This window comes from Methylophilus sp. 13 (genome assembly GCF_015354335.1).
Lineage (GTDB): Bacteria > Pseudomonadota > Gammaproteobacteria > Burkholderiales > Methylophilaceae > Methylophilus > Methylophilus glucosoxydans.
In genome coordinates this window covers 718,952-741,605 of sequence record NZ_JADKYR010000001.1, presented here as the reverse complement: position 1 = coordinate 741,605, position 22,654 = coordinate 718,952, and the positions used below count along the sequence as shown (strand labels likewise).

Sequence of the window (22,654 nt, the reverse complement as noted above, 5' to 3'; positions counted from 1 at the left end):
CATGACATTCATGAGTCATATCACAGGAGTATTAAAATGAAACCGCAATTGATTTTACGCAATGTGTTGATCGCTTCTTTAATGATCTTCTCACTCTCGGGCCACGCAATGGCAAACAACCTCCAGGTACAAAGTTACAGAGGCGATGTTGGCAATTTGAATAATGTATGGACGCTCACTACAGCCTCTAAATTCAACCAGGATGATTATCCCCTTGATGCTGGTGTGCTGAATGTTTCAGGCAATGAGCCTGAGCAAACAAATATTGGCACCGGGTTGGAAAACTATCTAGGTTTGGCTGATGGCAGTTTGGATATTGACTCCTTCAGTGCGCAAGCTTACGAAGGCTCTGCAATGAAACTGAGTTTCAACTTAAAAGCGGGCGACACGCTTTCTTTCGACTACAGCTTTGCAACGCGCGATGTAGGCGCAAGTAACATTGGTAAAGACTACAGTTTTATTGTGATCAACGGCAAATTGTCTACCTTAAGCGATGTGGGTAAAACAACTGCAAGCCATGCCTCCGGTAATGATTTAGCGAGTACTGGTCTCACCAGTTTCTCATTCAAAGCAGACCACACGGGTAATTTCGATATCTATTTCGGCGTGGTTGATATTGGCGATTTCAATGCGAGTTCTACACTGCGATTGTATGGTTCACAGCTAGTTGCTGCAGTCCCTGAGCCAGATACAGCGATTCTGTCACTGATGGGCTTGGGTTTGGTTTGCTTGGTACGCAGGCAAAAAAGAGACGTTTAATCACTGGTTTTTAAAGGGTTAACACATGGCTGCTACCAACTGTTAGCAAGTGTAGCAGCCATATTTTGACAATCTCAGCGCAGCCAACACCAATGAACATTGTCAGTTTTTTTTCAATATCAACTCAGTTAACTCGACTCATTTTTTTATCAGTGATTGCATCTAGCGCACTCTCTGCTGAAGCGATCCAAAATGGACTATCTCCATTGGAGGGACCACAAAATAAAAATCCATATCGAGGCAATCGCACGTCAGAAAATATTGGTTATCGGTTATATAAAGCGCACTGTGCCCTCTGTCATGGGGAAAATGCTGTCGCCCAGGGCAAAGCCCCAGATTTGCGTTTTTTACCTACAGCAGAAGAGGGGGATGCTTTTTACTTCAAATCCGTGCATGAAGGAAAAAACAGTAGCAATAGCAAAATATCCATGCCGGCTTTCGCAGATAAATTGACCCAAGAGGAAATATGGGCAATTCGTACCTGGTTGGAAACTATCCCCAATGGCGATGAGTAATTCTAATCAGTAACATGACATACCGCTTGACTCGAGCCCTATTGTGAGAGCATGAAAGGCTATTGTCTTTTTGTGTTGTGACTAAATCAACGCTTATTCTCAACTTCTTAATCGTTTACAGACTGCTCCTGGCAGTCCTGATTAACCAATGACAAGCCAGCCACCAGCCGGTTTTCTGTATTCATTGATGCTGGTAACCAAGGCAAGGCGGTATCACAATTCCGTTTCCAGTGTGAATATGGTGACCAGGCCAACCAGTCAGAAGACGCCAACGCATTGACCTGGCTATCGTTGCTGGGATGGCACGCTAGGCGTCAGCCTCACATAGACCTCACGCAAGCCTGATACCACCAAGACTTGGTTGACGTTGTTGTATCAGTTTTAATTCTTTCTTGCTGGCGAGTCCCAATCGAAGTGCGATTTTTACTTGAGCGATACTGACTCAGTGGGGCTGCTGGGGACAGTCACCAGTGTCTTGAAGTTACTGTAAGGCATGGGTTTATAAAAGTAATAGCCTTGCACGAACTTGCACGAAGTGGTGTTCAAAAAGTTTAACTGCTCCAGAGACTCTATGCCTTCTGCCACTACTTCAAAATGCAGAATTTCGGCCAGTTTGACGATGGCCTTCACCAGCTCGGTATTGTCCAGATGTAAGGGAATGTCGTTCATAAAGGCACGATCTATCTTGATCTGGCTGATTGGGTATTTGGTTAGATAGCTCAGTGAGGAGTAGCCTGTCCCAAAGTCATCCAGTGAGACTGTAATGCCCAGTGATGCGATCTGTAACAGGGTTTTTAGTACCTCCTCACTCTTCTCCAACAGCACAGATTCTGTGATCTCCAGTTTGATCCAGGCCGGATCGCACTGCCAATGGCTTAATTTTTGTTGCAAGCTGTCAAAAAACTGCGGCGCCTGAATCTGGTGCGAAGACAAATTGATTGCAATCGGGATCATGTCAAGTCGGTTCTGATTGATTTCGACGGCATAAGCGATGCCTTGATTCAGAATCCAGTCACCTATCTCCAGAATCTGCCCGTTGCGTTCAGCCACAGGAATAAATTTATCTGGCGGGATAAAGCCTTTGAGCGGATGTTTCCAGCGGATCAAGGCCTCGGCACCGGCAATCCGGTTGTCGCGAATATCCACTTGCGGTTGCAGGTAGATTTCAAATTCCTTGTTTTCAAGCGCATGTGACAGTGCGGCTTCCATTTCAATATAATCAAGAGACTCTTGTAAAAAACCCGGGGCAAAAAACAGATACTGCTGTAGTGTTTTTTCCGCCTTGGTTGCTGTCAGCGTCGTGTAGGGAATCAAGAGCTTGAAGTTCTCAGTATCTTGCGGCAGCTTCATGATTCCGGCAAAGGTCTTGATCTTGATGGCGCGTATGCCCAGCGAATAAGGGGCTTGCAGGCGTGCAATCAGTGTTTCAATTTCGGTCACCAGCTTTTTATCATCCCCGCATTCTTCTCTGACCCATAGAAAACTCGAATAGGCGACGCGTGCAATCATGCTGTTTGACACGACTCTTTCTTGTAGCCGTGCCAAAAACTGGTTCAATAGTTCAGTGGTGCTGGCCGGTCCAATAAACTCTGACAGCTCTTCGAGTGACTGTACCCTGATCAGGGTCGCAACGACGGGTTGGTCTGCGGAGAATCGCTGCGGGTAATGGTGCAAAAAGCCCAGTTTATTCAGCACTCCGGTTTCTCTGTCAAACAGCAAGGACTGCTGCAGCCTGAACATTAGACTGTTTTCTTGCACTTGTTGTGGCGGCGTTTGCTTGCCTTCCAGCAAACCATTAATCACGCCTATAAACTCATTTGGCTCTGACCCCAACACCGCCAGAATCCTTGCATAGGTTTTTTTGCCCGCAAAATACAACACGGCCAGCAGGAGCAGCATGCTGGCCAGATAAATACCGATATTGGTAAATTCAAGATATTCCAGTGACTTGAACTCTTGCCAGGTTTGCGAAAGATTCCCGGCCAGTGCGGTGTCCACGCTGTCTATGGTCGCTTTCCCGGCATGAAACAGAGGTGTAAATCGTGTTGTGACTGAGGCTTCTGACTTATCAGCCGGTTGCTGGATGAGTAACTGGTTGAGTTCGTCTTTAAACAGATGGAAGTTGCTCTCTATTTCGTCAATCAAACTAGCATTTTGCGAGTTGATTGCAGGGAGTTGTTTCAACTGCTCCACCTTGTTAGTCAGCACATGGAGTTTGTTCAATATTTCTGGCAGGACGTGATTGCGCTCATATAAATCCTGCGTTCTGAGCGACTCTCGTACATCGGCAATCAGCATCAGGGTTTCTGTTCTGACCTCGTTCAGCGCCTCCATATTCGGGATCAAGGTATTCATGATCACCCCGCGTGAGAAGTAGGTTTTATGCGTCATCCAGATCAGACAGCCAACGGTCAAGGTAATGCTGATAATCATCATGAAGACGAATTTCAACAAGGTCCGTTTGATGTTGAGTTCCTGCATTTTCATAGCTAATTCCTTGTTTTAACGTGAAAAATTCACGTTGGCGGTTATGCGCCGCTCGTCTCTCTATAACGCCATAAATACCGTAGGCTTTAGGCCTGATTCTAGGATTAGATTAGGATAAATAAACCCACGCTTATTAGAGGATTAACGCATCCGTCAGTCTCTTAAAATTGAGCTAGACAAATGTAATTTCATTGGCACTACTGTAAGGATCCCATGAATGCAAAATTATTACGATCACACCGCGAGCAGCAATGATATGCCTGAATTTCACAATGAGGAATTACAGCAGTTGTGCCAATCGGTGCTGCCACTATGGGCAGATCAGATCCATGCTGCAAAAACACTGACCAGTAGCTCGATTGATGAGTTAAGTGCCAAGTTTGCAGGATTGTCGCAAAGCGTACGTGCGGTCACCAGCCATGGACAATCGCAGAGTAATGCGCAATTGCTTGAATTGCTCAATTTAAGCCAGGATCAGTTAGCCATGGTGATTGCCTTGCTCAAAAACAGCATCGAAGAAAAGCAGACGCTGCTAGAGGCCGTTTCAACTTTATCCAGTTATACCAAAGAACTGTTGGATATGGCAGATATTGTCACTCGCATCGCCAAGGAAACCGGGATGGTCGCTGTCAACGCTGCGATTGAAGCAGCGCGTGTCGGTGAGCGCGGCCGCGGGTTTGCTGTGGTGGCCGATGCAGTGAAAAGACTGTCCTCAGATGCCGGCCGTACCGGCTCGCATATTTCTGAAACCGTGAATCGTGTGTCGCAAGCGATTAAAAATGTATCGCAAGTTTCAAAAGAGTTTGAAAAGAAAGATGCGCAAACCCTGGTTGAGGCCGAACAGATTGTGAATACGGTACTGGATAAATTTGGCCATACCGCGAATGAAGTGGTCGCAGAGAGCCAGCAGATGGTTAAAGAAAGCCAGCATGTGGCACAAGAGATTGATCACGTGTTGTTTTCATTGCAGTTTCAGGACCGTGTCAGTCAAATGCTAAGCCACGTTCAGCAGGATATCGAAAAACTGAATCAGCGCGTGGACGATGTGAACGGACTGGGCAGTGTTGATGAATGGTTAAAACAATTGAAGTCCACTTACACCATGCGTGAGCAAACCCAGATCCACGACAAGCGCTCCAGACCAGCTGTTGCTGCCAGCAAAAAATCTTTCACTGCGAGTGCCGCGCCACCGGCCAGCACCAGCAACGATGCAGATGACATCACTTTCTTTTAAACGCTTTAGATAATAAGGAATTAGCCATGGCAAAAACCATACTTATTGTAGATGACTCTTCTTCTTTGCGATCCGTAGTTGGCACCGCTCTCAAAGGCGCCGGTTACGATGTGATTGAAGCCGAAGACGGCAAGGACGCACTGACCAAGTTAAACGGGCAAAAAATCCACCTCATCATTAGTGATGTGAACATGCCCAATATGAACGGCCTTGAGTTCCTCAAAGCCAGCAAGCAAATCCCCGCCTACAAATTCACACCAGTGATCATGCTCACGACCGAGAGCGCCGAAGAGAAAAAAATGCAGGGTCAGGCTGGGGGCGCCAAGGCATGGATGGTGAAACCTTTCCAACCGCCACAATTGTTGAACGCCGTGTCCAAGCTGGTGTTGCCATAGCGCATCACCCTTAGCCATCCGTCGATTTTCTATCTCAGGGAGTTCCAGTATGCCAGTCATGATTGATACCAATGAAGCGCGTTGTGCGCTGACCTTTAGTGGTGAACTAAATATTTATAACGCAGCAGAGACCATGGCCCAGGTGAAGGCGGAGCTCAGCAAGACCTTGCCTTTGCATCTTGAGTTGGCCGAGGTGGACGAAGTCGATGCGGCTGGTCTACAAATTTTGATGGCAATCCGCTTGCATGCACTCTCACATGGCGTGGATTTCCAACTTGCAAACCCCAGTGATGCGGTCATGGATTTGATTGAGCTCTCTGACACCGCTGGCTTTTTTGGCATCACCCAGGTGCTGACAGAAGTTGCCGCTTGAGACCACTATTTAAGGAGGAAACAAGATGCAACTAGATGAATCCCTGCAGATTTACATCATTGAAAGCCGTGATTTGCTACAGCAGATGGAAGAAGCGCTGCTGACGCTGGAACAGAATCCCGGAGACGAAGAAAAGATTAATGCCATCTTCCGTGCGGCCCACACCATTAAAGGCTCGGCCGGCTTGTTTGGCTTGGACTTTATCATCAGCTTCACCCATGTGGCTGAAAGCGTGCTGGATAAAGTGCGGAATGGTGAAATTGAAGTCACTGAAGAGATCGTGGCCCTGTTTCTTGAAGTGGGCGACTTTATCAGCAAGCTGATTGATCATGTGGCCGAAGGTACTACCCCAGATGCCGACACCCTGGTGGTCAACGACAGTTTGATTCACCGGCTCAATGTTTACCTGGAAGCCAAGCAGACGGCCAAAGCCGTGGCTGAGTTGCCAGTTGCGACTGTCACCGCCGCCGAGCCGGGCGCGGTAGAAAGTATGGACACCGCAGAAACCGGTTGCTGGCATCTCTCCTTGCGCTTCGGTCCGGATACCTTCCGCAGTGGCATGGATCCGTTCAGCTTCTTGCGTTACATGAATACCATGGGCCGCATTGTGCACATGGTCACCCTCACGCAAGCCCTGCCTGCACTCGAAGAGATGGATGCCGAGAGCTGCTTTCTGGGTTTTGAAATCAGTTACGAAAGCCAGGCCAGCAAAGTCGAGATCGAAGGTATTTTTGATTTTGTGCGTGATGATTGCGAGATTCATATCCTGCCGCCGCATGGGCAGATTCAGCACTATATCGACTTGATCGACCGCCTCTCCAATGAAGACATGAAACTGGGTGAGATTTTACTCAAGTGCGGCACACTGACGCCCAATGAGCTGGAGGCGGCGCTGGCCAAACAGGCCAACCCTGCAACTGGCGACAAGCAGCCCATCGGCCAGACACTGGTCAATGAGCAACTGGTGCAACCCGCGGTGGTCAATGCGGCGCTGGAAAAACAGCGTCAGGTCAAAGAAACCAAAAATGCCGAATCCAACTATATCCGCATTGATGCCAACAAGCTGGATGAGCTGATCAATCTGGTGGGCGAACTGATTATTGCAGGGGCTGGCGCCACACTGATTTCCAATAAGATCGGTGATAGTGCCATGAATGAAGCCACTTCCAATATCTCTACGCTGGTGGAGCAAGTACGTGACTCAGCACTGGCCTTGCGTATGGTGCAAATCGGCGCCACCTTTAGCCGCTTTAACCGTGTGGTACGTGATGTCAGCAAAGAGCTGGGTAAAGATATCCGCCTGGAGATCAGTGGCGAAGAAACCGAGCTGGATAAAACCGTGGTGGAGAAAATCAGTGATCCACTCACGCATCTGGTACGCAACTCCATGGACCACGGCATTGAATCGGCCGAGGTGCGTGTTGCCAAAGGCAAACCCGCTTATGGCACGCTCAAACTCAATGCTTTCCACGACTCCGGCAGCATCGTGATTGAAGTCAGTGATGATGGCGCGGGCCTTAACCGCGACAAGATTCTGGCCAAAGCCATAGACAAAGGCTTGGTCAGCCCTGAGCAGTCACTCAGTGACAAAGACATTTATAACCTGATTTTTGAAGCAGGCTTTTCTACCGCAGACGCCGTCAGCAACCTGTCTGGCCGCGGGGTGGGCATGGATGTGGTCAAACGTAATATTCAGGCCCTGCGCGGCACTATTGATATCCAGTCGCGGCCTGGCTTGGGTTGCACCATGAGCATCCGCCTGCCACTGACACTCGCCATTATTGATGGCTTTCTCGTGGGCGTGGCCGACTCTTCTTATGTGGTCCCACTGGATATGGTGGTGGAGTGTATCGAATTGTCGACGGCTGATTACGAGTCTTCAATCAGCGATAAACGGAACTTTATTAACCTGCGGGGCGAGGTATTGCCTTACCTCAAACTCAGGAATGAGTTCGAATGTAAAGGTGAGCCTCCAGCACGACAAAACATCGTTGTGATGCAGTATGCAAATCAAAAAATAGGATTAGTGGTGGATAAGTTGATTGGTGAATTCCAGACCGTGATTAAACCCCTGGGCAAGGTGTTTGAGAACGTCAAAGGTATTGGTGGCTTCACCATTCTTGGCTCAGGCAGCGTGGCACTGGTATTGGATGTGCCGCGCATGATGCAACTGGCCAATATGGAAAGCATAAAAGAGCAGGCGCTTGTGGAAAGTTAAGTGATCACTCTCCCAGTGGCGTAACCAAACAATTTATTGATTAAAGAAAGCGGGTTTGTAATGAAAGTTTCTCACAAGATCTCCCTCATGATTGCCATCGCAATCCTTGGATTATTCAGTTTGATCGGTCTCAGCTACAGTAGTCTGGAAAAAGTGTTTGAGGCGACCAACAATGCCAACGTGAACGGGATTCCAAGCATCAGTACTTTAAACGAGGTCATGAAGAAGTTTGGTCAATTGCGGGTCAGGGTGTATCGCCATGTACTCAATACCGATCAAAATGCCATGACATCGATTGAAACTGCGATTAATGAGGCGAAAAAAGGCCTCGAAGATGGTCTGGTGAAATACAGCAATGAGAACATCTTTGATGCAAAAGATAAAGAGCTGTTAGATCGCGTGCGTAAAGGTTACGAGGCATATCTACCAGGGATGACTGAAGTCATCAAACTCTCGAGAGAAGGTAAGCAAAAAGAAGCACTTGCCATTTTGACTTCTAATGCAAAAGTAGCTGAGGAGTTGAATTCTTCGATTGATGAGCATATGGCTTATAACCAGTCTTTGGCTAAGGCCTCAGCTGAAAATGCGATTGAAGTCAAATCAAGCGCCGTCACTACTGGCTTGATAGTGGGTGGTTTACTTTCGTTTGCTGTATTGGCTCTCGCGCTCTTTATCATCCGATCCATCACCCGCCCACTCAATAGCGCTGTGATTTCTGCCAATGCCATTGCCAATGGTGATTTAACGCAAACCGTTGAAGTCACCTCCAATGATGAAATCGGCCAGATGATGGCCTCCATGAAAACCATGTCTCAAAAAATCAGCACGGTGATTAACGAGATCAAGGCCTCTGCTGACAACATTGCCAGTGCCTCCGAGCAAGTGAGTGCGACAGCACAAAGCATTAGCCAGGCGACCAATGAACAAGCCGCTTCAGTAGAAGAGACCTCTGCGTCAGTCGAGCAAATGAGCGCTTCTATTAACCAGAATGCTGAAAACTCTAAAGTGACCGATGGCATTGCAGGTCAAGCGGCTAAAGACGCCAACGAAGGTGGGGCTGCGGTAAAAGACACTGTGATTGCCATGAAGAGCATCGCTGACAAGATCAGCATTATTGATGATATTGCCTACCAGACTAACTTGCTGGCCCTGAACGCTGCGATTGAAGCCGCGCGAGCAGGTGAGCATGGCAAAGGCTTTGCCGTGGTAGCGGCAGAGGTTCGCAAGCTGGCTGAACGTAGCCAGGTGGCCGCGCAAGAGATTGGTGAAGTGGCGAAAAACTCCGTGGGTCTGGCTGAGCGTGCCGGTGACTTGCTGGATGAGATCGTGCCTAGCATTAACAAAACCAGTGATCTGGTACAAGAGATTTATGCCGCGAGTGAAGAGCAAAGCAGTGGAGCCTTGCAGATTACGGCTGCGATGAATCAACTGAGCCAGGTGACCCAGCAAAATGCCAGCTCCAGTGAAGAACTGGCGGCGACCGCTGAAGAGATGAGCGGCCAGGCCGAGCAACTGCAACAACTGATTGGATTCTTCAAGGTGGGGGTAGATGATCATCTGGTCTCGGCAGCCACTAAAAAGGTGATCAAAAAAGTCTCTAAACCAACGATTGGTCATGTGACTGGTGCCAAGTCAACTAACGACTATGCAACTCAAGTCGATGAAGCACAGTTCGTAAAATTCTAAGGAATATTGATTGTCGACATTCGCAGCAGCCTACAGGCGAGATTGCGAGAACTGCCGACAACTGTGAAAGGAAAAGTCATGAGTGAACTGAGTGTGGCAGAGCCACCAAAAACTCGGCAAGTATTACTAGAGAATACGATTCAGCAATACCTGACCTTCGTTCTCGGGCGCGAGACGTTTGCCCTCAATATTCTCAATATTAAAGAGATTATTGAATATGGTCAGCTCACTGAAGTGCCCAAAATGCCAGCGTTTATCCGTGGAGTGATTAATTTACGCGGGGCGGTAGTACCGGTGATTGATATGGCTGCGCGTTTTGATAAGCCCAGCGCAGAAATTACCCGTAAAACCTGCATTGTGATTATTGAAGTTGCACATGCAGAAGGCACGCAGGTGGTGGGGGTGATGGTGGATGCCGTGAATGAAGTGGTGGATATCGAGTCTGCCAACATTGAGCCAGCGCCAAGTTTTGGTGCCAATATCCGTGCGGATTTTATTGAGGGCATGGGCAAAATTGATGGCAAGTTTGTGATTATTTTGAATGTGAACAGTGTGTTGTCGGTAGATGAAATTGCCACCTTGGCCAGTGATATGCAAAAGCATCACTAAATGTTGAAAAGGAATATGAAATGAAGATGACCGTTGCGAAAAAGATGATACTGCTGATCGGCACAGCTGTATTCGGCCTGATTTTAATTGCATCTATGGCGCAGTATTACCTGGATCAGGTTTACAACAAAACCAACTACCTCAATATTAATACAGTACCCAGTATCATTATTCTGGATGAAATGTCCAAAGCCTATGCTGATATGCAAGAAACGGTTTACCAGCATATCGTCAATACGGATGACGCCACCATGACGCAGCTTGATCGGGTGGTTCTTGAGTACCGCGCCAAGCTGGATGAAGGTATTAAGAAGTATGAGGCTGAAAATATCACGGATGATAAAGATCGTAGTCTGATTGAAGGCATCAAGACGGAGCTCAGAAATTATGACAATGTTCGTGAGCGTGTTTTATCTCTCTCACGCGCCAACAAGATTGATGATGCACGTAAGGCAGTGTTTGCGGCTAAAGATGACTTCCTGAAAGTGTCTCAGGCGATAGAAGCGGACAGAAGATATAACGTGGAGATTGGTCAGAACGCTTCAAAAGACGCCTCTGACACACAGGCGACCGCTTTACTTCTATCCCGCACAATCGCCTTGGCAGTCATCGTGCTAGCAGCCACTATTGGCTTCTTTATCACTCGTAACCTTCTCAAGCAATTAGGCGGTGAACCTGATTATGCAGCCTCTGTGGTTAAAACAGTGGCAGCAGGGGATTACACCATTCAAGTAGAAACCAAGCCAGGTGACACTAACAGTCTGTTGTACTCCATGAAGCAAATGGTTGAACAATTGTTGGCACAAATCGGTGGCGAGCCTGCCTATGCTGCGGGTATTGTCAAGCGCGTGGCTGAAGGGGATTTGACGGTTAAAACGGATATCCGACCTGGAGATAACAGCAGCATTTTGTTCGCTATCGACAATATGGTGAACCGCCTCACAGGCATTATTTCTGAAGTCCGAGGTTCTGCTGACAATATCGCCAGCGCCTCCGAGCAAGTGAGTGCGACGGCACAAAGCATTAGCCAGGCGACCAATGAACAAGCCGCTTCAGTAGAAGAGACCTCTGCCTCCGTTGAGCAGATGAGTGCTTCGATTAACCAGAATACAGAAAACTCCAAAGTGACCGATGGCATTGCTGGCAAAGCGTCTAAAGACGCCAACGAAGGTGGGGCTGCGGTAAAAGACACTGTGATTGCGATGAAGAGCATTGCTGACAAGATCAGCATTATTGATGACATTGCCTACCAGACTAACTTGCTGGCCCTGAACGCTGCGATTGAAGCCGCGCGAGCAGGTGAGCATGGCAAAGGCTTTGCCGTGGTAGCGGCAGAGGTTCGCAAGCTGGCTGAACGTAGCCAGGTGGCCGCGCAAGAGATTGGTGAAGTGGCGAAAAACTCCGTGGGTCTGGCTGAGCGTGCCGGTGACTTGCTGGATGAGATCGTGCCTAGCATTAACAAAACCAGTGATCTGGTACAAGAGATTTATGCCGCGAGTGAAGAGCAAAGCAGTGGAGCCTTGCAGATTACGGCTGCGATGAATCAACTGAGCCAGGTGACCCAGCAAAATGCCAGCTCCAGTGAAGAACTGGCGGCGACCGCTGAAGAGATGAGCGGCCAGGCCGAGCAACTGCAACAACTGATCTCCTACTTTAAAGTGGGTTCAGAAGAGACTGCTTTTGCCTCTTCAGTGAAAAAGAGCGTTAAAAAAGTGACCACGCCAGCCAGTAGCAAGTCAGCACTGCATGTAGCGACGGCCAATGCCGCCGATATTGATGAGTCACAGTTTGTGAAGTTTTAACTTGAGTGGGATCTGTGTGGCTTGTGCCGGGAAGCATAGGTCACACGGCCAGTCGGCCAGAAGTTTGTCAAATCACATGTGATCAATTTTGGGGGAAAGCATTATGTCTATCTTGAACTACAGGGCAGTCAATAAAAGTCGTATTCAAATTGCGCAGCAATATTTAATGCAATTGGCGAAGGGGCAATTGAATCAAGCCATTGATTTAAGCGTTCAAGATGAATTAACCCCCTTATTCCTGCAGATTTCTGAGTTGCAACAGCAGTTGGCGCAGAAGCAGCAATCGCTGGATGCTTTTACGCATGAGCTCAATCATATGTCTAAAGAGCATGACGCAGGCGATATCGATGTCGTCATGAATGCAGACAAGTTTCAGGGCGAGTTCAAGACCATGGCTGTGGGGGTGAATACCATGGTCGGTGGCCATATTGCGGTGAAGAAAAAGGCCATGGCGGTGATCAAGGCCTTTGGTGAAGGCAACTTTGATGCGCCTATGGAGCAACTGCCTGGCAAGAAAGCGTTTATTAACGACACCATCGAAAACATGCGTAGCAACCTCAAGGGCTTTATTGCTGACATGAACCATATGTCCAAAGAGCATGATGCCGGTGATATTGATGTTGCGATGAGCACAGACAAGTTCCAAGGCGACTTCAAGACCATGGCGGTCGGTGTGAACACCATGGTTGGCGGCCACATTGCCGTCAAGAAAAAAGCCATGGCAGTGATCAAGGCCTTTGGTGAAGGTAACTTTGATGCGCCCATGGAACAGTTGCCAGGCAAGAAGGCCTTTATCAATGACACCATCGAAAACATGCGTAGCAACCTCAAGGGCTTTATTGCGGACATGAGGCACATGTCCAAAGAGCACGACGCGGGCGATATTGATGTGGTGATGAATGCAGACAAATTCCAAGGCGACTTCAAGACCATGGCGGTCGGCGTGAACACCATGGTTGGTGGCCACATTGCCGTGAAGAAAAAGGCCATGGCAGTGATCAAGGCCTTTGGTGAAGGTAACTTTGATGCGCCTATGGAGCAATTGCCTGGTAAAAAGGCGTTCATCAATGACACCATCGAAAGCATGCGTAGCAACCTCAAGGGCTTTATTGCGGACATGAACCATATGTCCAAAGAGCATGATGCGGGTGATATTGATGTGGTCATCGATGCAGACAAATTCCAGGGTGACTTCAAGAGCATGGCGGTCGGTGTGAACACCATGGTGGGCGGCCACATTGCGGTGAAGAAAAAAGCCATGGCGGTGATCAAGGAGTTTGGTGAAGGTAACTTTGACGCACCTATGGAGCAGTTGCCAGGCAAGAAAGCCTTTATCAATGACACCATAGAGATGGTCCGCAGCAATATGAAAGCCATGTCGCGTGAAATTAACCTGCTGATTGAGGCGGCTTCACAAGGCAATTTGACCATACGTGCAGATTCCAGTTTGTATAAAGGTGATTACCGCAAGATGGTGCAAGGCCTCAATGACATGCTGGATAACATAGTCAATCCGCTGGTAGAGGTCATGGCATTGATGAAAGAGGTCGAACAGGGTGATTTGACCCAACGTATTGACAATGAATACCAAGGCCAGCTTGAAGAGTTGAAGCTGTCCGTGGTCAATACGGTAGAGCGCTTGATGCAAGTGATTGTAGAGGTCAGGGGTTCTGCAGACAACATAGCCAGTGCCTCCGAGCAAGTGAGTGCCACCGCACAAAGCATCAGCCAGGCGACCAATGAACAAGCCGCCTCGGTAGAAGAAACTTCTGCTTCAGTGGAGCAGATGAGTGCTTCGATCAATCAGAATACCGAGAACTCCAAAGTGACTGATGGCATTGCCGGTAAGGCCGCTAAAGACGCCAACGAAGGCGGGGCCGCGGTGAAAGACACCGTGATTGCCATGAAGAGCATCGCTGACAAGATCAGCATTATTGATGACATTGCCTACCAGACCAACCTGCTGGCTTTGAACGCGGCGATTGAGGCGGCACGTGCCGGTGAGCATGGTAAAGGCTTTGCCGTGGTGGCAGCAGAGGTGCGCAAACTGGCGGAACGTAGCCAGGTGGCGGCGCAAGAGATTGGTGAAGTGGCTAAGAATTCCGTGGGTCTGGCTGAGCGTGCCGGTGACTTGCTGGATGAGATCGTGCCTAGCATCAACAAAACCAGTGATCTGGTACAAGAGATTTCTGCCGCGAGTGAAGAGCAAAGCAGTGGTGCAGAGCAAATCACTGCAGCCATGAACCAATTAAGCCAGGCAACCCAGCAAAACGCCAGCTCCAGTGAAGAACTGGCGGCGACGGCCGAAGAGATGAGCGGCCAGGCCGAGCAACTGCAACAGTTGATCGCTTTCTTTAAAGTGAGTGGTGAGCATCACGTGCTCAAGGGGGCAGACAAGCCAAAAGCAAAATCACAGGGCAGTAAGCCTACTGTGAGCAAATCTTTCAATAGCCCAGTGATACAAACGCCTAAAACCGGCACCTTTGGTGGCGGCATTGATGAGGAGCAGTTCGTGAGGTTTTAAGTCGTCACGGCGACGTACAGTGTCGCGTGATTGTGATGCGCTTGAAACCAACAACGAGAGGATAGAAAAATGAGTGAATTGGTAATTGCAAGAGGTGAACAGCATCAGTTAAACGGTTTTTCTGATGCCATGCAGCAGTATTTGACGTTTGTCCTCGGACGAGAGGTGTTTGCGATCAATATCCTGAATGTGAAGGAAATTATCGAGTATGGGCAGTTGACTGAAGTGCCCAAAATGCCGGCGTTTATACGAGGAGTGATTAACTTGCGCGGGGCCGTAGTGCCTGTGATTGACATGGCGGCACGGTTCGACAAGCCGACGGCGGAGATCACACGTAAAACCTGTATTGTGATCATTGAGGTTGCACATGCGACGGGAACGCAAGTGGTGGGCATGATGGTGGATGCCGTCAATGAAGTGGTGGATATCGAGGCGGGCAATATTGAGCCAGCGCCGAGCTTTGGTGCCAATATCCGCGCAGATTTTATTGAAGGCATGGGCAAGATAGAGGGTAAGTTCATTATTTTACTCAACGTTAACAAGGTACTTTCTGTCGATGAAGTGTCTAGCCTGGCGACTGGCTCGACCTTGGCCAGTGAGTCTGCAGCGAGTTAAGTAGTGAAGGGGTAGCACATGGATCAGATTGAATCATTGACAGTAAAAGAATTTGGCTTGTTTAAAAGCTTTATTTACGCACAAGCCGGCATTGCCCTGTCAGACGTTAAAAAACCGTTGGTCAGTGGCAGGCTTAGCAAACGCTTGCATTTTCATCAACTCAATTCGTTTACGCAGTATTACAAATTGATCAATGATCCTGCCAATGCAAAAGAAAAGCAGATTGCGATTGATTTGCTCACCACCAACGAAACGCATTTTTTCAGAGAGCCCAAACACTTTGACTTCTTTAAAGAGGTGATTCTGCCCAAACGTAGCAAAGGCAAGCCTTTCCGGGTCTGGAGTGCGGCGTGCTCGTCAGGTGAAGAGCCCTATACGATTGCCATGTTGCTCGATGAACATCTGGGCAAAGAGCCCTGGGAAATCGTCGCCTCAGATTTAAGCACCAAGGTCTTGCAGCAGGCACAAAGCGGTTGTTACAACATGCAGCGTGCCTCCGAGATCCCCAGACCTTATCTGACCAAATATTGCCTGAAAGGCACCGGCGATCACGATGGTGAGCTGCTGATTGTGAAAGAGCTCCGCCAACGCATCAAATTCTTGCAGGTCAATCTCACCAAGCCTTTTCCTGATCTGGGCCAGTTTGATGTGATTTTTTTGCGTAACGTGATGATTTACTTTGATGTCGAGACTAAGCGACAGATTACTGATCAAATGTTGCCTTTGCTCAAGAATGACGGTTACTTCATGATCAGCCATTCCGAGAGCTTGAATGGCGTCACTGAGAAATTTGTCTCTGAAGCGCCTTCTATTTATAAAAAAACTGCTAATTAGTTGTTATGTTGATGCGTACCCAGCCTGCCTTGAGTTTTGGATTGTTGGATAAGAAGCCTGAAGAGGTTTTTGAGGTTTTTTTGCAGCCTGGCGAGTGGTATTGGGGCGATGCCGATACCAGAATTCGTACTATTCTGGGCTCCTGTGTGGCAGTCACGATCTGGCATCCGGCAAAACAGATGGGGGGCATGTGCCATATCCTGTTGCCGCAACGCCATGTTTCACATAAAGAAAAAAATGAAACTGCTGCTGGCAAGTCAGGCAAGTATGCAGATGAAGCGATTGCCTTGATGATGGAAGAAATGGCCAAGTGCAAGATTCGACCACAAGACTGCCAGGTGAAAGTATTCGGCGGCAGCAATATGTTCCCGCAATTGCAGATCAATCAGAAAAACCATATTGGTGACCGTAACCTGCATGCCGTTCTGATGCTTCTGGCAGAGTATGGTTTTCATGTGCATGCCAATCATTACGGTGGCGAGGACTCACGCTATATTATTTTTGATATCTGGAGTGGGTTTGCCTGGGTGAAAAGCAAGGTTTAACGAGAATATTAATTATGAAAAAAATCAGGGTCATGATTGTGGATGATTCAGCAGTGGTCAGAAAAGTCCTTGCTGAGAAAATTTCAAAATCTTCAGAGATTGAGGTCATCTCTGCAGCGGCAGATCCCATTTTCGCCATGGATAAAATGATGAAAGATTGGCCAGATGTAGTGATTCTGGATGTGGAGATGCCCAGAATGGACGGCATCACCTTTCTCAAGAAAATCATGTCGCAGCGCCCCACGCCGGTCATTATCTGTTCGACGCTGACCGAAAAGGGCGCCGAAACCACCATTCAGGCGCTGGCGGCCGGGGCGGTGAGTATCGTGACCAAGCCCAAGGCGGGCTTGAAAGATTTTTTAGAAGATGATGCCAATGACATTATCAATGTGATCAAAGTCGCGGCAAAAGCCAATCTGAAAAGAATCTCGCATGCTGAGCCTGTGGCCAAGGTCGCCCCTAAACTGACGGCGGATGCGGTACTCGCGGCGACGAATCGTGCCATGGCGCAAACCACAGAGGGGATAGTGGCAATTGGGACCTCAACAGGCGGTACGCAAGCACTGGAGGCCGTGTTGACTTCATTACCACGTGTTTGTCCTGGCATGGTGATCGTGCAGCATATGCCCGAAAACTTTACTGCAGCATTTGCCAAAAGACTGAATGAACTGTGCGAGATTGAGGTCAAGGAAGCCGCCCATGGCGACCGCGTGATTGCCGGTCGCGCTTTGATTGCGCCCGGTGGTAAGCACATGCTGCTTAAACGCAGTGGCGCTCAATACCATGTTGACGTGATTGATGGCCCGCTCGTCAGTCGCCATCGCCCTTCGGTCAATGTGCTCTTCCGTTCGGTTGCTCAGCAGGCGGGTAAGAATGCTCTGGGCATCATTATGACGGGCATGGGGGATGATGGCGCCCAGGGTCTGAAAGAAATGCGAGAGGTGGGCGCAAAAACGCTTGGTCAAGATGAAAGAAGTTGCGTTGTATACGGAATGCCTAAAGAAGCAAACAAGCTGGGAGCCGTTGAACGGGAGGTTTCTCTGGCAAAAATTCCACAAGAAATTGTGATGTATGGTAGTGGGAGATAAGGTGAAAGCGCTGATTGTGGATTCTTCCAAGTCAACAAGAAAAATATTGTCATCTTTGTTGAAGAAATACGAGATTGAGGTTGAAGAAGCTGCAAGTCCCTTACAGGCAATCGAGTTATTAGACGGGCAGCATGTTGATTTGCTTTTGTTTTCTTACCATCATAAATCCATGAATGGGATTGAATTTTTTAAAGCATTGCCTCCAAAAACACGTAGCAGCTGCGTGAGTTTGTTGGTCGCATCAAATGCCATTCACCAAATTGCGCATGAATCTATTGAGGTGGGAATTACAGCCTGCTTTAGTAAATTAAATATCTCCTCTTTAGATACATTCATTCAGAACTTTGCACAGGCTAAGCGCAATAAACTCCAAGGTCGGGTGTTGCTCATTGAAGATAGTCCGTCTCTTTCTCAAGTCTATGGCGAGCGATTAGCGAGCATCGGGCTTGATTGCGAATTTTGTGTCGATGCTGAAGGCGCGATTCAGCGCATCAGCGACAACACTTACGATTTGGTGATTACAGATTTCAGCTTAGCCGGGATAGGCGATGGATTCTCCGTGATTAGCGCAATAAGAAATTCTCATGACGCGGCTAAGTCACGTATTCCGATATTGGCTATTTCAGGCTTAAATAGTCCTGCACGGCGAACACAATTGCTACTCAATGGTGCAAATGACTTTTACTCAAAAGACTCGTCTCTGGAAGAGTTTGAAATCAGGGTCAAGCATTTGCTGGAGAGCTATCAACTATTGCTCACATATGAGATGCAATATCAAACCATGCAATCACTGGCAACGCATGATGCATTGACCAAGTTATATAACAGACATTATTTGCGTGATGTACAGCAGCAAGTCATTTCTGAAGCCTATATGTCTTCCAAACCATTGGCGCTAATCGTGGCCGATGTTGATTTTTTTAAACAGATCAACGATACCTATGGCCATAAGATTGGCGATGAGGTATTAGCTGCGGCCGGTGCTTTATTTGCAAATTTCTTTGCGAATGAACTGTGCTTTCGTATTGGTGGGGAAGAGTTTTTAGTGATTTTGAAAAATACAACAACGTTAGCGGCCAGTCAGTATGCACAAGGCTTTTGCGACTACTTTGCGAATCAACATTTATCTGGTTTGAATGTCACGATCAGTGCTGGTGTTGCCTCGTATGAGTATGGAGACGATTTCGAACATCTCTTTGCGCGTGCGGATAATGCGTTAAGCAAAGCTAAACTTTCAGGTCGAAATCAGGTGGTACTTGATCAGTCCTTGAATATGTTGTCGCTGATGGCCTGATGAGTGAGATCTGATCATCGCTTAATTTATAACTTATGATGGGGCGTTGCCGTGCGTGGATTTAGTTGTGTTATCGTTTTGATTTCTCTCATTTTTTCAAGTTTTGCTCGGGCAGAAGTTGAAGAAGACGGCCGTTATTGGCTGAATATTTATGCGCAAGGTAAATTGCCGGTAGAGAATTTATACTGGAGCATGGACACGCATCCGCGCTGGCGTGATGAGGGCAAGCATTTTGATACGCTGATTCTGCGCCCGTCCATTTTTTACAAGGTGACGCCCAAGGCCAGTGTCTGGTTGGGTTATGACACGATTATCAATCATCCGGCAGGCGCCTCGGCCTATCAGGAAAACCGCTTGTGGCAGCAGTTTTCTTACCAGTTTGACCCGATTGGCGGCGTGAGCTTGAGCAGCCGTTCCAGGCTGGAAAACCGTGAGCGCGAGGACTTTAGCCAGCATGCCTATCGCTGGCGGCAAATGGTGCGCGCCAGTCTGCCTTCGAGCTTGAATCCGCAATTATCCTGGGTGGTGTATGACGAGTTGTTTATCAACTTTAACGATACGCACTGGGGTCCACGCAAAGGGTTTGACCAGAACCGCCTGTTTCTGGGCGTGAACTGGAAATTCAGTGACTTTAGCAATGCAGATATCGGCTATCTGAACCAGTTTATAAATACCAAAACCGTAGACCGTGAGAATCATGTCCTCATGACGGCGATCCGTTTTAATTTTTAGCGCAATCTGTCGTTAAATGCATATGAACTTAAGTAAGATCGTTTCGACTATGTTGGTGTTGACCAGTGGTTTGCCACTGTCTGTCAAGGCGGAGGAGACGCCGGTAGCGGTGTCCTCACCCTTGAGCTTGAGTGGCTACCTCGAGACCTACTATGTGCGTGATTTTAATGATCCGCCCAACCATAAACGGCCCGACTTTATCTATAGCCATAACCGGGCCAACGATTTGAGCATCAATCTGGCCATGATCAAGGCCAGTTTGAATACGCAACGTGTGCGCGGCAATCTGGCGCTGGCTTCGGGCAGTTATATGCGCGCCAATTACGCTGCCGAGCCCAAAGACTTGCAACATATCTTTGAAGCCAATGCGGGTGTCAAGCTTTCTGACAAACATGATCTCTGGCTGGATGCCGGGGTGATGCCCTCGCACCTGGGTTTTGAAAGTGCGATCGGCACCGAGAACTGGACGCTGACGCGGAGCTTGATGGCTGAGAGTTCGCCTTATTTTGAAACAGGGGCCAAACTCAGTTATACCTCAGCCGATGGCAAGTGGATGGCGAGTGGCCTGGTGTTGAGTGGTTGGCAGCGCATCCGTGCACCACAAGGCAACACAACGCCGTCCATCGGCCATCAGCTCACCTATAAACCGAATGATCGGGTGACGCTCAATAGCAGCTCGTTTATTGGCAATGACAAATCTGACCGTGCGCGGCAGATGCGTTATTTTCATGACTTTTATGGCATCTTCAAGCTGGATGAGCAGTGGAGCCTGATTACCGCGTTTGATATTGGCGCCGAAGAAAAACCGCTAGGAGAGGGCGACGGCTACAATGTGTGGCTGGCGCCAGCCGTGCTGGCCAAGTATCAGTATTCCAGCCAGTTTAGTGTTACCGGGCGCGTGGAATACTATCAGGACAGACAGGGGGTGATTATCAACACCGGCACCCCCAACGGTTTTAAAACCATGGGTTACTCGGTGAATGCCGATTATAAAGTGTGCCCGCGTGTTACTGTGCGTGCTGAGTTGCGGCAGTTGCAAAGCAGGGATGATATTTTTAATGAGTCGGGCCGTCGTCAGACTGATCAGAGCTTGATCGCAGCGACGGCGATTGCTATTCAGTTTTAATCAAGCCCATACTGAGGGCCAGGCAAGAGCGATGCGATGCAAACAAGGGTTTGCTTGTATGGCTCTACCCCAAAAATGTCAGTGTGTATGAGTTCATCTAAGGAAGCAGTTATGAATGCAGCGACACAAAATAACAGTGCAGACAGTGCAAGCGCAAAACAGACAGCGGGCGAATACCTGACTTTTATTCTCGGCAACGAGCAATACGGGATTGATATCCTCAAGGTGCAGGAGATCCGCGGCTATGATCCGGTGACCCATATTGCCAATATGCCTGCCTTTATCAAAGGCGTGGTCAACCTGCGCGGCAAAATTGTGCCTATCGTGGATTTGCGTATCAAGTTTGATCTGGGCGAGGTGGTCTATAACGAATTCACGGTCGTCATTATTCTGAACCTCAGTGGTCGCGTCGTCGGCATCGTTGTCGATGGTGTATCGGATGTGCGGGAGTTGTACGAAGAGAATCTGCGTGAAATGCCGACACTGGTGACACGGATTAACACCAACTATGTGATTGGTCTGGCAACAGTTGAGAGTGAAATGATTATTCTGGTGGACATCGAGCGCTTGATGGCCAGTGATGAAATGGAATTGATGGACAAGCCCGCCGAATAAATGTGCCACTGCCAAATAAAAAATAAACCTGCGCAAGCAGGTTTATTTTTTTGTGGCTACCCAGGCTTACTTTTTAACCGTCTCGCTAGGGTTGTGATACCTGGCCAGCCAATGAGCATAAGGGGCGGGCAAGACCCAGGCGGCCTGATCTTGACCCAGCGCCTTGGCCGCAAAATAAGGCCAATGCGGATTTTCAAGGTGCGCGCGGCCGATCATGGCCAGATCCAGTTGCTCGTTGCGGATGGCGCCATCCGCCAGGGTGGGGGCACCAAAGCCCCAGGCGGAAGACACCGGAATCCCGGCTTCTTGACGCACGCGCTGTGCAATCGGCGCCAGAAAAGCGGGTCCCCAGGGAATATTGGTTTCAGGGATGGTAAAGCCGACACTCACACTGAGCATATCCAGGCCACGATCACGCCAGGCTTTCACCAGCTGGATAGACTCATTCAAGGTTTCTTCATCTTTGCCATCATACTCAATCACGCCAAAGCGGGCTGTCAGTGGCAGATGCTCCGGCCAGACGGCGCGAATGGCTTCCAGGGTCTCAATGGTAAACCGTGAGCGGTTTTCAAAACTACCGCCATATTGGTCGGTCCGCTGGTTAGAGTGCGCCGAGGTAAAGCTTTGCCCCAGATAACCATGTGCAAAGTGGATTTCCAGCCATTCAAAACCAGCGGCCAGTGCACGTTTGGCCGCAGCCACAAAGTCATTTTGTACGCGGGCAATATCCGCTAGCGTCATGGCTTGGGGGACACGCGGCAAGCCACCACCAAAGGCCAGGGCAGAAGGTGCAATCGGTTGCCAGGCACGCGGATCACTTTCGGCCATATGGTCATCGCCCTCCCAGGGTTTGTTGGCACTGGCTTTGCGGCCGGCATGCGCTATCTGGATGCCGGGGACTGCGCCTGCAGCTTTGATGGCCGCCGCAATCTTGCGCAATTGCTCTGCTTGCGCATCATTCCAGATGCCCAGACACCCAGGTGTAATGCGGCCTTCTGGCGCCACGCCGGTCGCCTCCACAATCACCAGGCCACTGCCACCGCGGGCCAGTGTCGCGTAATGCGCCTGGTGCCAGTCGTTGGCGACGCCATCTTCGGCCATGTACTGGCACATGGGCGGCACCGCAATGCGGTTTCTTAAGGTCACTGCTTTTAACTGGAAACGAGAAAACAAATCAGCCATAAAACGTCCTTTAACAAATGT

The 22,654-nt window shown here is 48.8% G+C and carries 20 protein-coding genes; 18 read left to right on the top strand and 2 right to left on the bottom strand.

Annotated features, from left to right (window positions below; translation table 11 throughout):
• Positions 1–36 precede the first annotated feature (36 nt).
• Complete coding sequence (locus INP77_RS03315) at positions 37–759, top strand: PEP-CTERM sorting domain-containing protein (protein ID WP_194747263.1); 723 nt, start codon at positions 37–39, stop codon at positions 757–759.
• Between the two features lie 92 nt (positions 760–851).
• On the top strand, positions 852–1,274 hold the full coding sequence (locus INP77_RS03310; protein WP_194747262.1) for a c-type cytochrome: 423 nt from the start codon (positions 852–854) through the stop codon (positions 1,272–1,274).
• Between the two features lie 423 nt (positions 1,275–1,697).
• On the opposite strand, the gene INP77_RS03305 is transcribed toward INP77_RS03310, so the two are convergent.
• On the bottom strand, positions 1,698–3,761 hold the full coding sequence (locus INP77_RS03305; protein WP_194747261.1) for a bifunctional diguanylate cyclase/phosphodiesterase: 2,064 nt from the start codon (positions 3,759–3,761) through the stop codon (positions 1,698–1,700).
• Positions 3,762–4,017: 256 nt separating this feature from the next.
• Here INP77_RS03305 and INP77_RS03300 point away from each other — a divergent pair, with 256 nt between their 5' ends.
• From INP77_RS03300 to INP77_RS03225, 16 genes are all read left to right on the top strand, one after another.
• Positions 4,018–4,995, top strand: coding sequence for a methyl-accepting chemotaxis protein (locus INP77_RS03300; protein WP_194747260.1), 978 nt, complete (start codon positions 4,018–4,020; stop codon positions 4,993–4,995).
• Positions 4,996–5,021: 26 nt separating this feature from the next.
• Entirely contained in the window at positions 5,022–5,390 is a 369-nt protein-coding gene (locus INP77_RS03295; protein WP_194747259.1) for a response regulator, read from the top strand.
• A gap of 49 nt (positions 5,391–5,439) precedes the next feature.
• Complete coding sequence (locus tag INP77_RS03290; RefSeq protein WP_194747258.1) at positions 5,440–5,763, top strand: lipid asymmetry maintenance protein MlaB; 324 nt, start codon at positions 5,440–5,442, stop codon at positions 5,761–5,763.
• Positions 5,764–5,788: 25 nt separating this feature from the next.
• Positions 5,789–7,981 (top strand): chemotaxis protein CheA, encoded by a 2,193-nt coding sequence (locus tag INP77_RS03285; protein WP_194747257.1) that lies wholly within the window; start codon positions 5,789–5,791, stop codon positions 7,979–7,981.
• A gap of 60 nt (positions 7,982–8,041) precedes the next feature.
• A complete protein-coding gene (locus tag INP77_RS03280; RefSeq protein ID WP_194747256.1) occupies positions 8,042–9,667 on the top strand; it encodes a methyl-accepting chemotaxis protein in 1,626 nt (541 codons plus the stop codon).
• Between the two features lie 78 nt (positions 9,668–9,745).
• Positions 9,746–10,276: a chemotaxis protein CheW gene (locus INP77_RS03275; protein WP_194747255.1), complete on the top strand. Its 531-nt coding sequence runs from the start codon at positions 9,746–9,748 to the stop codon at positions 10,274–10,276.
• Between the two features lie 20 nt (positions 10,277–10,296).
• The gene (locus INP77_RS03270) at positions 10,297–12,078 is read left to right on the top strand and encodes a methyl-accepting chemotaxis protein (protein WP_194747254.1); all 1,782 of its coding nucleotides are present in this window, start codon (positions 10,297–10,299) and stop codon (positions 12,076–12,078) included.
• A 166-nt stretch (positions 12,079–12,244) separates the two neighbouring features.
• Complete coding sequence (locus tag INP77_RS03265) at positions 12,245–14,602, top strand: methyl-accepting chemotaxis protein (RefSeq protein ID WP_228518664.1); 2,358 nt, start codon at positions 12,245–12,247, stop codon at positions 14,600–14,602.
• A 69-nt stretch (positions 14,603–14,671) separates the two neighbouring features.
• The gene (locus INP77_RS03260; protein WP_194747252.1) at positions 14,672–15,217 is read left to right on the top strand and encodes a chemotaxis protein CheW; all 546 of its coding nucleotides are present in this window, start codon (positions 14,672–14,674) and stop codon (positions 15,215–15,217) included.
• Positions 15,218–15,235: 18 nt separating this feature from the next.
• Complete coding sequence (locus INP77_RS03255) at positions 15,236–16,051, top strand: protein-glutamate O-methyltransferase CheR (RefSeq protein WP_194747251.1); 816 nt, start codon at positions 15,236–15,238, stop codon at positions 16,049–16,051.
• A gap of 5 nt (positions 16,052–16,056) precedes the next feature.
• Positions 16,057–16,596, top strand: a complete 540-nt coding sequence (locus INP77_RS03250) for a chemotaxis protein CheD (protein ID WP_194747250.1) — start codon at positions 16,057–16,059, stop codon at positions 16,594–16,596.
• A 14-nt stretch (positions 16,597–16,610) separates the two neighbouring features.
• Complete coding sequence (locus INP77_RS03245) at positions 16,611–17,684, top strand: chemotaxis response regulator protein-glutamate methylesterase (protein WP_194747249.1); 1,074 nt, start codon at positions 16,611–16,613, stop codon at positions 17,682–17,684.
• A gap of 1 nt (position 17,685) precedes the next feature.
• Positions 17,686–18,978, top strand: coding sequence for a diguanylate cyclase (locus INP77_RS03240; protein WP_194747248.1), 1,293 nt, complete (start codon positions 17,686–17,688; stop codon positions 18,976–18,978).
• Positions 18,979–19,056: 78 nt separating this feature from the next.
• A complete protein-coding gene (locus INP77_RS03235; RefSeq protein ID WP_228518663.1) occupies positions 19,057–19,710 on the top strand; it encodes a DUF2490 domain-containing protein in 654 nt (217 codons plus the stop codon).
• A gap of 49 nt (positions 19,711–19,759) precedes the next feature.
• The gene (locus INP77_RS03230; RefSeq protein WP_228518662.1) at positions 19,760–20,836 is read left to right on the top strand and encodes a porin; all 1,077 of its coding nucleotides are present in this window, start codon (positions 19,760–19,762) and stop codon (positions 20,834–20,836) included.
• A 111-nt stretch (positions 20,837–20,947) separates the two neighbouring features.
• Positions 20,948–21,451 (top strand): chemotaxis protein CheW, encoded by a 504-nt coding sequence (locus INP77_RS03225; RefSeq protein WP_194747246.1) that lies wholly within the window; start codon positions 20,948–20,950, stop codon positions 21,449–21,451.
• Between the two features lie 66 nt (positions 21,452–21,517).
• Here the strand turns inward: INP77_RS03225 and INP77_RS03220 are convergent, their stop codons facing one another.
• Entirely contained in the window at positions 21,518–22,633 is a 1,116-nt protein-coding gene (locus INP77_RS03220; RefSeq protein ID WP_194747245.1) for an NADH:flavin oxidoreductase/NADH oxidase, read from the bottom strand.
• Positions 22,634–22,654 lie beyond the last annotated feature (21 nt).

Coding starts and splice junctions, on each gene's coding strand:
- INP77_RS03315 (WP_194747263.1), top strand. CDS start 37: ATGAAACCGCAATTGATTTTACGCAATGTGTTGATCGCTTCTTTAATG.
- INP77_RS03310 (WP_194747262.1), top strand. CDS start 852: ATGAACATTGTCAGTTTTTTTTCAATATCAACTCAGTTAACTCGACTC.
- INP77_RS03305 (WP_194747261.1), bottom strand. CDS start 3,761: ATGAAAATGCAGGAACTCAACATCAAACGGACCTTGTTGAAATTCGTC.
- INP77_RS03300 (WP_194747260.1), top strand. CDS start 4,018: ATGCCTGAATTTCACAATGAGGAATTACAGCAGTTGTGCCAATCGGTG.
- INP77_RS03295 (WP_194747259.1), top strand. CDS start 5,022: ATGGCAAAAACCATACTTATTGTAGATGACTCTTCTTCTTTGCGATCC.
- INP77_RS03290 (WP_194747258.1), top strand. CDS start 5,440: ATGCCAGTCATGATTGATACCAATGAAGCGCGTTGTGCGCTGACCTTT.
- INP77_RS03285 (WP_194747257.1), top strand. CDS start 5,789: ATGCAACTAGATGAATCCCTGCAGATTTACATCATTGAAAGCCGTGAT.
- INP77_RS03280 (WP_194747256.1), top strand. CDS start 8,042: ATGAAAGTTTCTCACAAGATCTCCCTCATGATTGCCATCGCAATCCTT.
- INP77_RS03275 (WP_194747255.1), top strand. CDS start 9,746: ATGAGTGAACTGAGTGTGGCAGAGCCACCAAAAACTCGGCAAGTATTA.
- INP77_RS03270 (WP_194747254.1), top strand. CDS start 10,297: ATGAAGATGACCGTTGCGAAAAAGATGATACTGCTGATCGGCACAGCT.
- INP77_RS03265 (WP_228518664.1), top strand. CDS start 12,245: ATGCAATTGGCGAAGGGGCAATTGAATCAAGCCATTGATTTAAGCGTT.
- INP77_RS03260 (WP_194747252.1), top strand. CDS start 14,672: ATGAGTGAATTGGTAATTGCAAGAGGTGAACAGCATCAGTTAAACGGT.
- INP77_RS03255 (WP_194747251.1), top strand. CDS start 15,236: ATGGATCAGATTGAATCATTGACAGTAAAAGAATTTGGCTTGTTTAAA.
- INP77_RS03250 (WP_194747250.1), top strand. CDS start 16,057: ATGTTGATGCGTACCCAGCCTGCCTTGAGTTTTGGATTGTTGGATAAG.
- INP77_RS03245 (WP_194747249.1), top strand. CDS start 16,611: ATGAAAAAAATCAGGGTCATGATTGTGGATGATTCAGCAGTGGTCAGA.
- INP77_RS03230 (WP_228518662.1), top strand. CDS start 19,760: ATGTTGGTGTTGACCAGTGGTTTGCCACTGTCTGTCAAGGCGGAGGAG.
- INP77_RS03225 (WP_194747246.1), top strand. CDS start 20,948: ATGAATGCAGCGACACAAAATAACAGTGCAGACAGTGCAAGCGCAAAA.
- INP77_RS03220 (WP_194747245.1), bottom strand. CDS start 22,633: ATGGCTGATTTGTTTTCTCGTTTCCAGTTAAAAGCAGTGACCTTAAGA.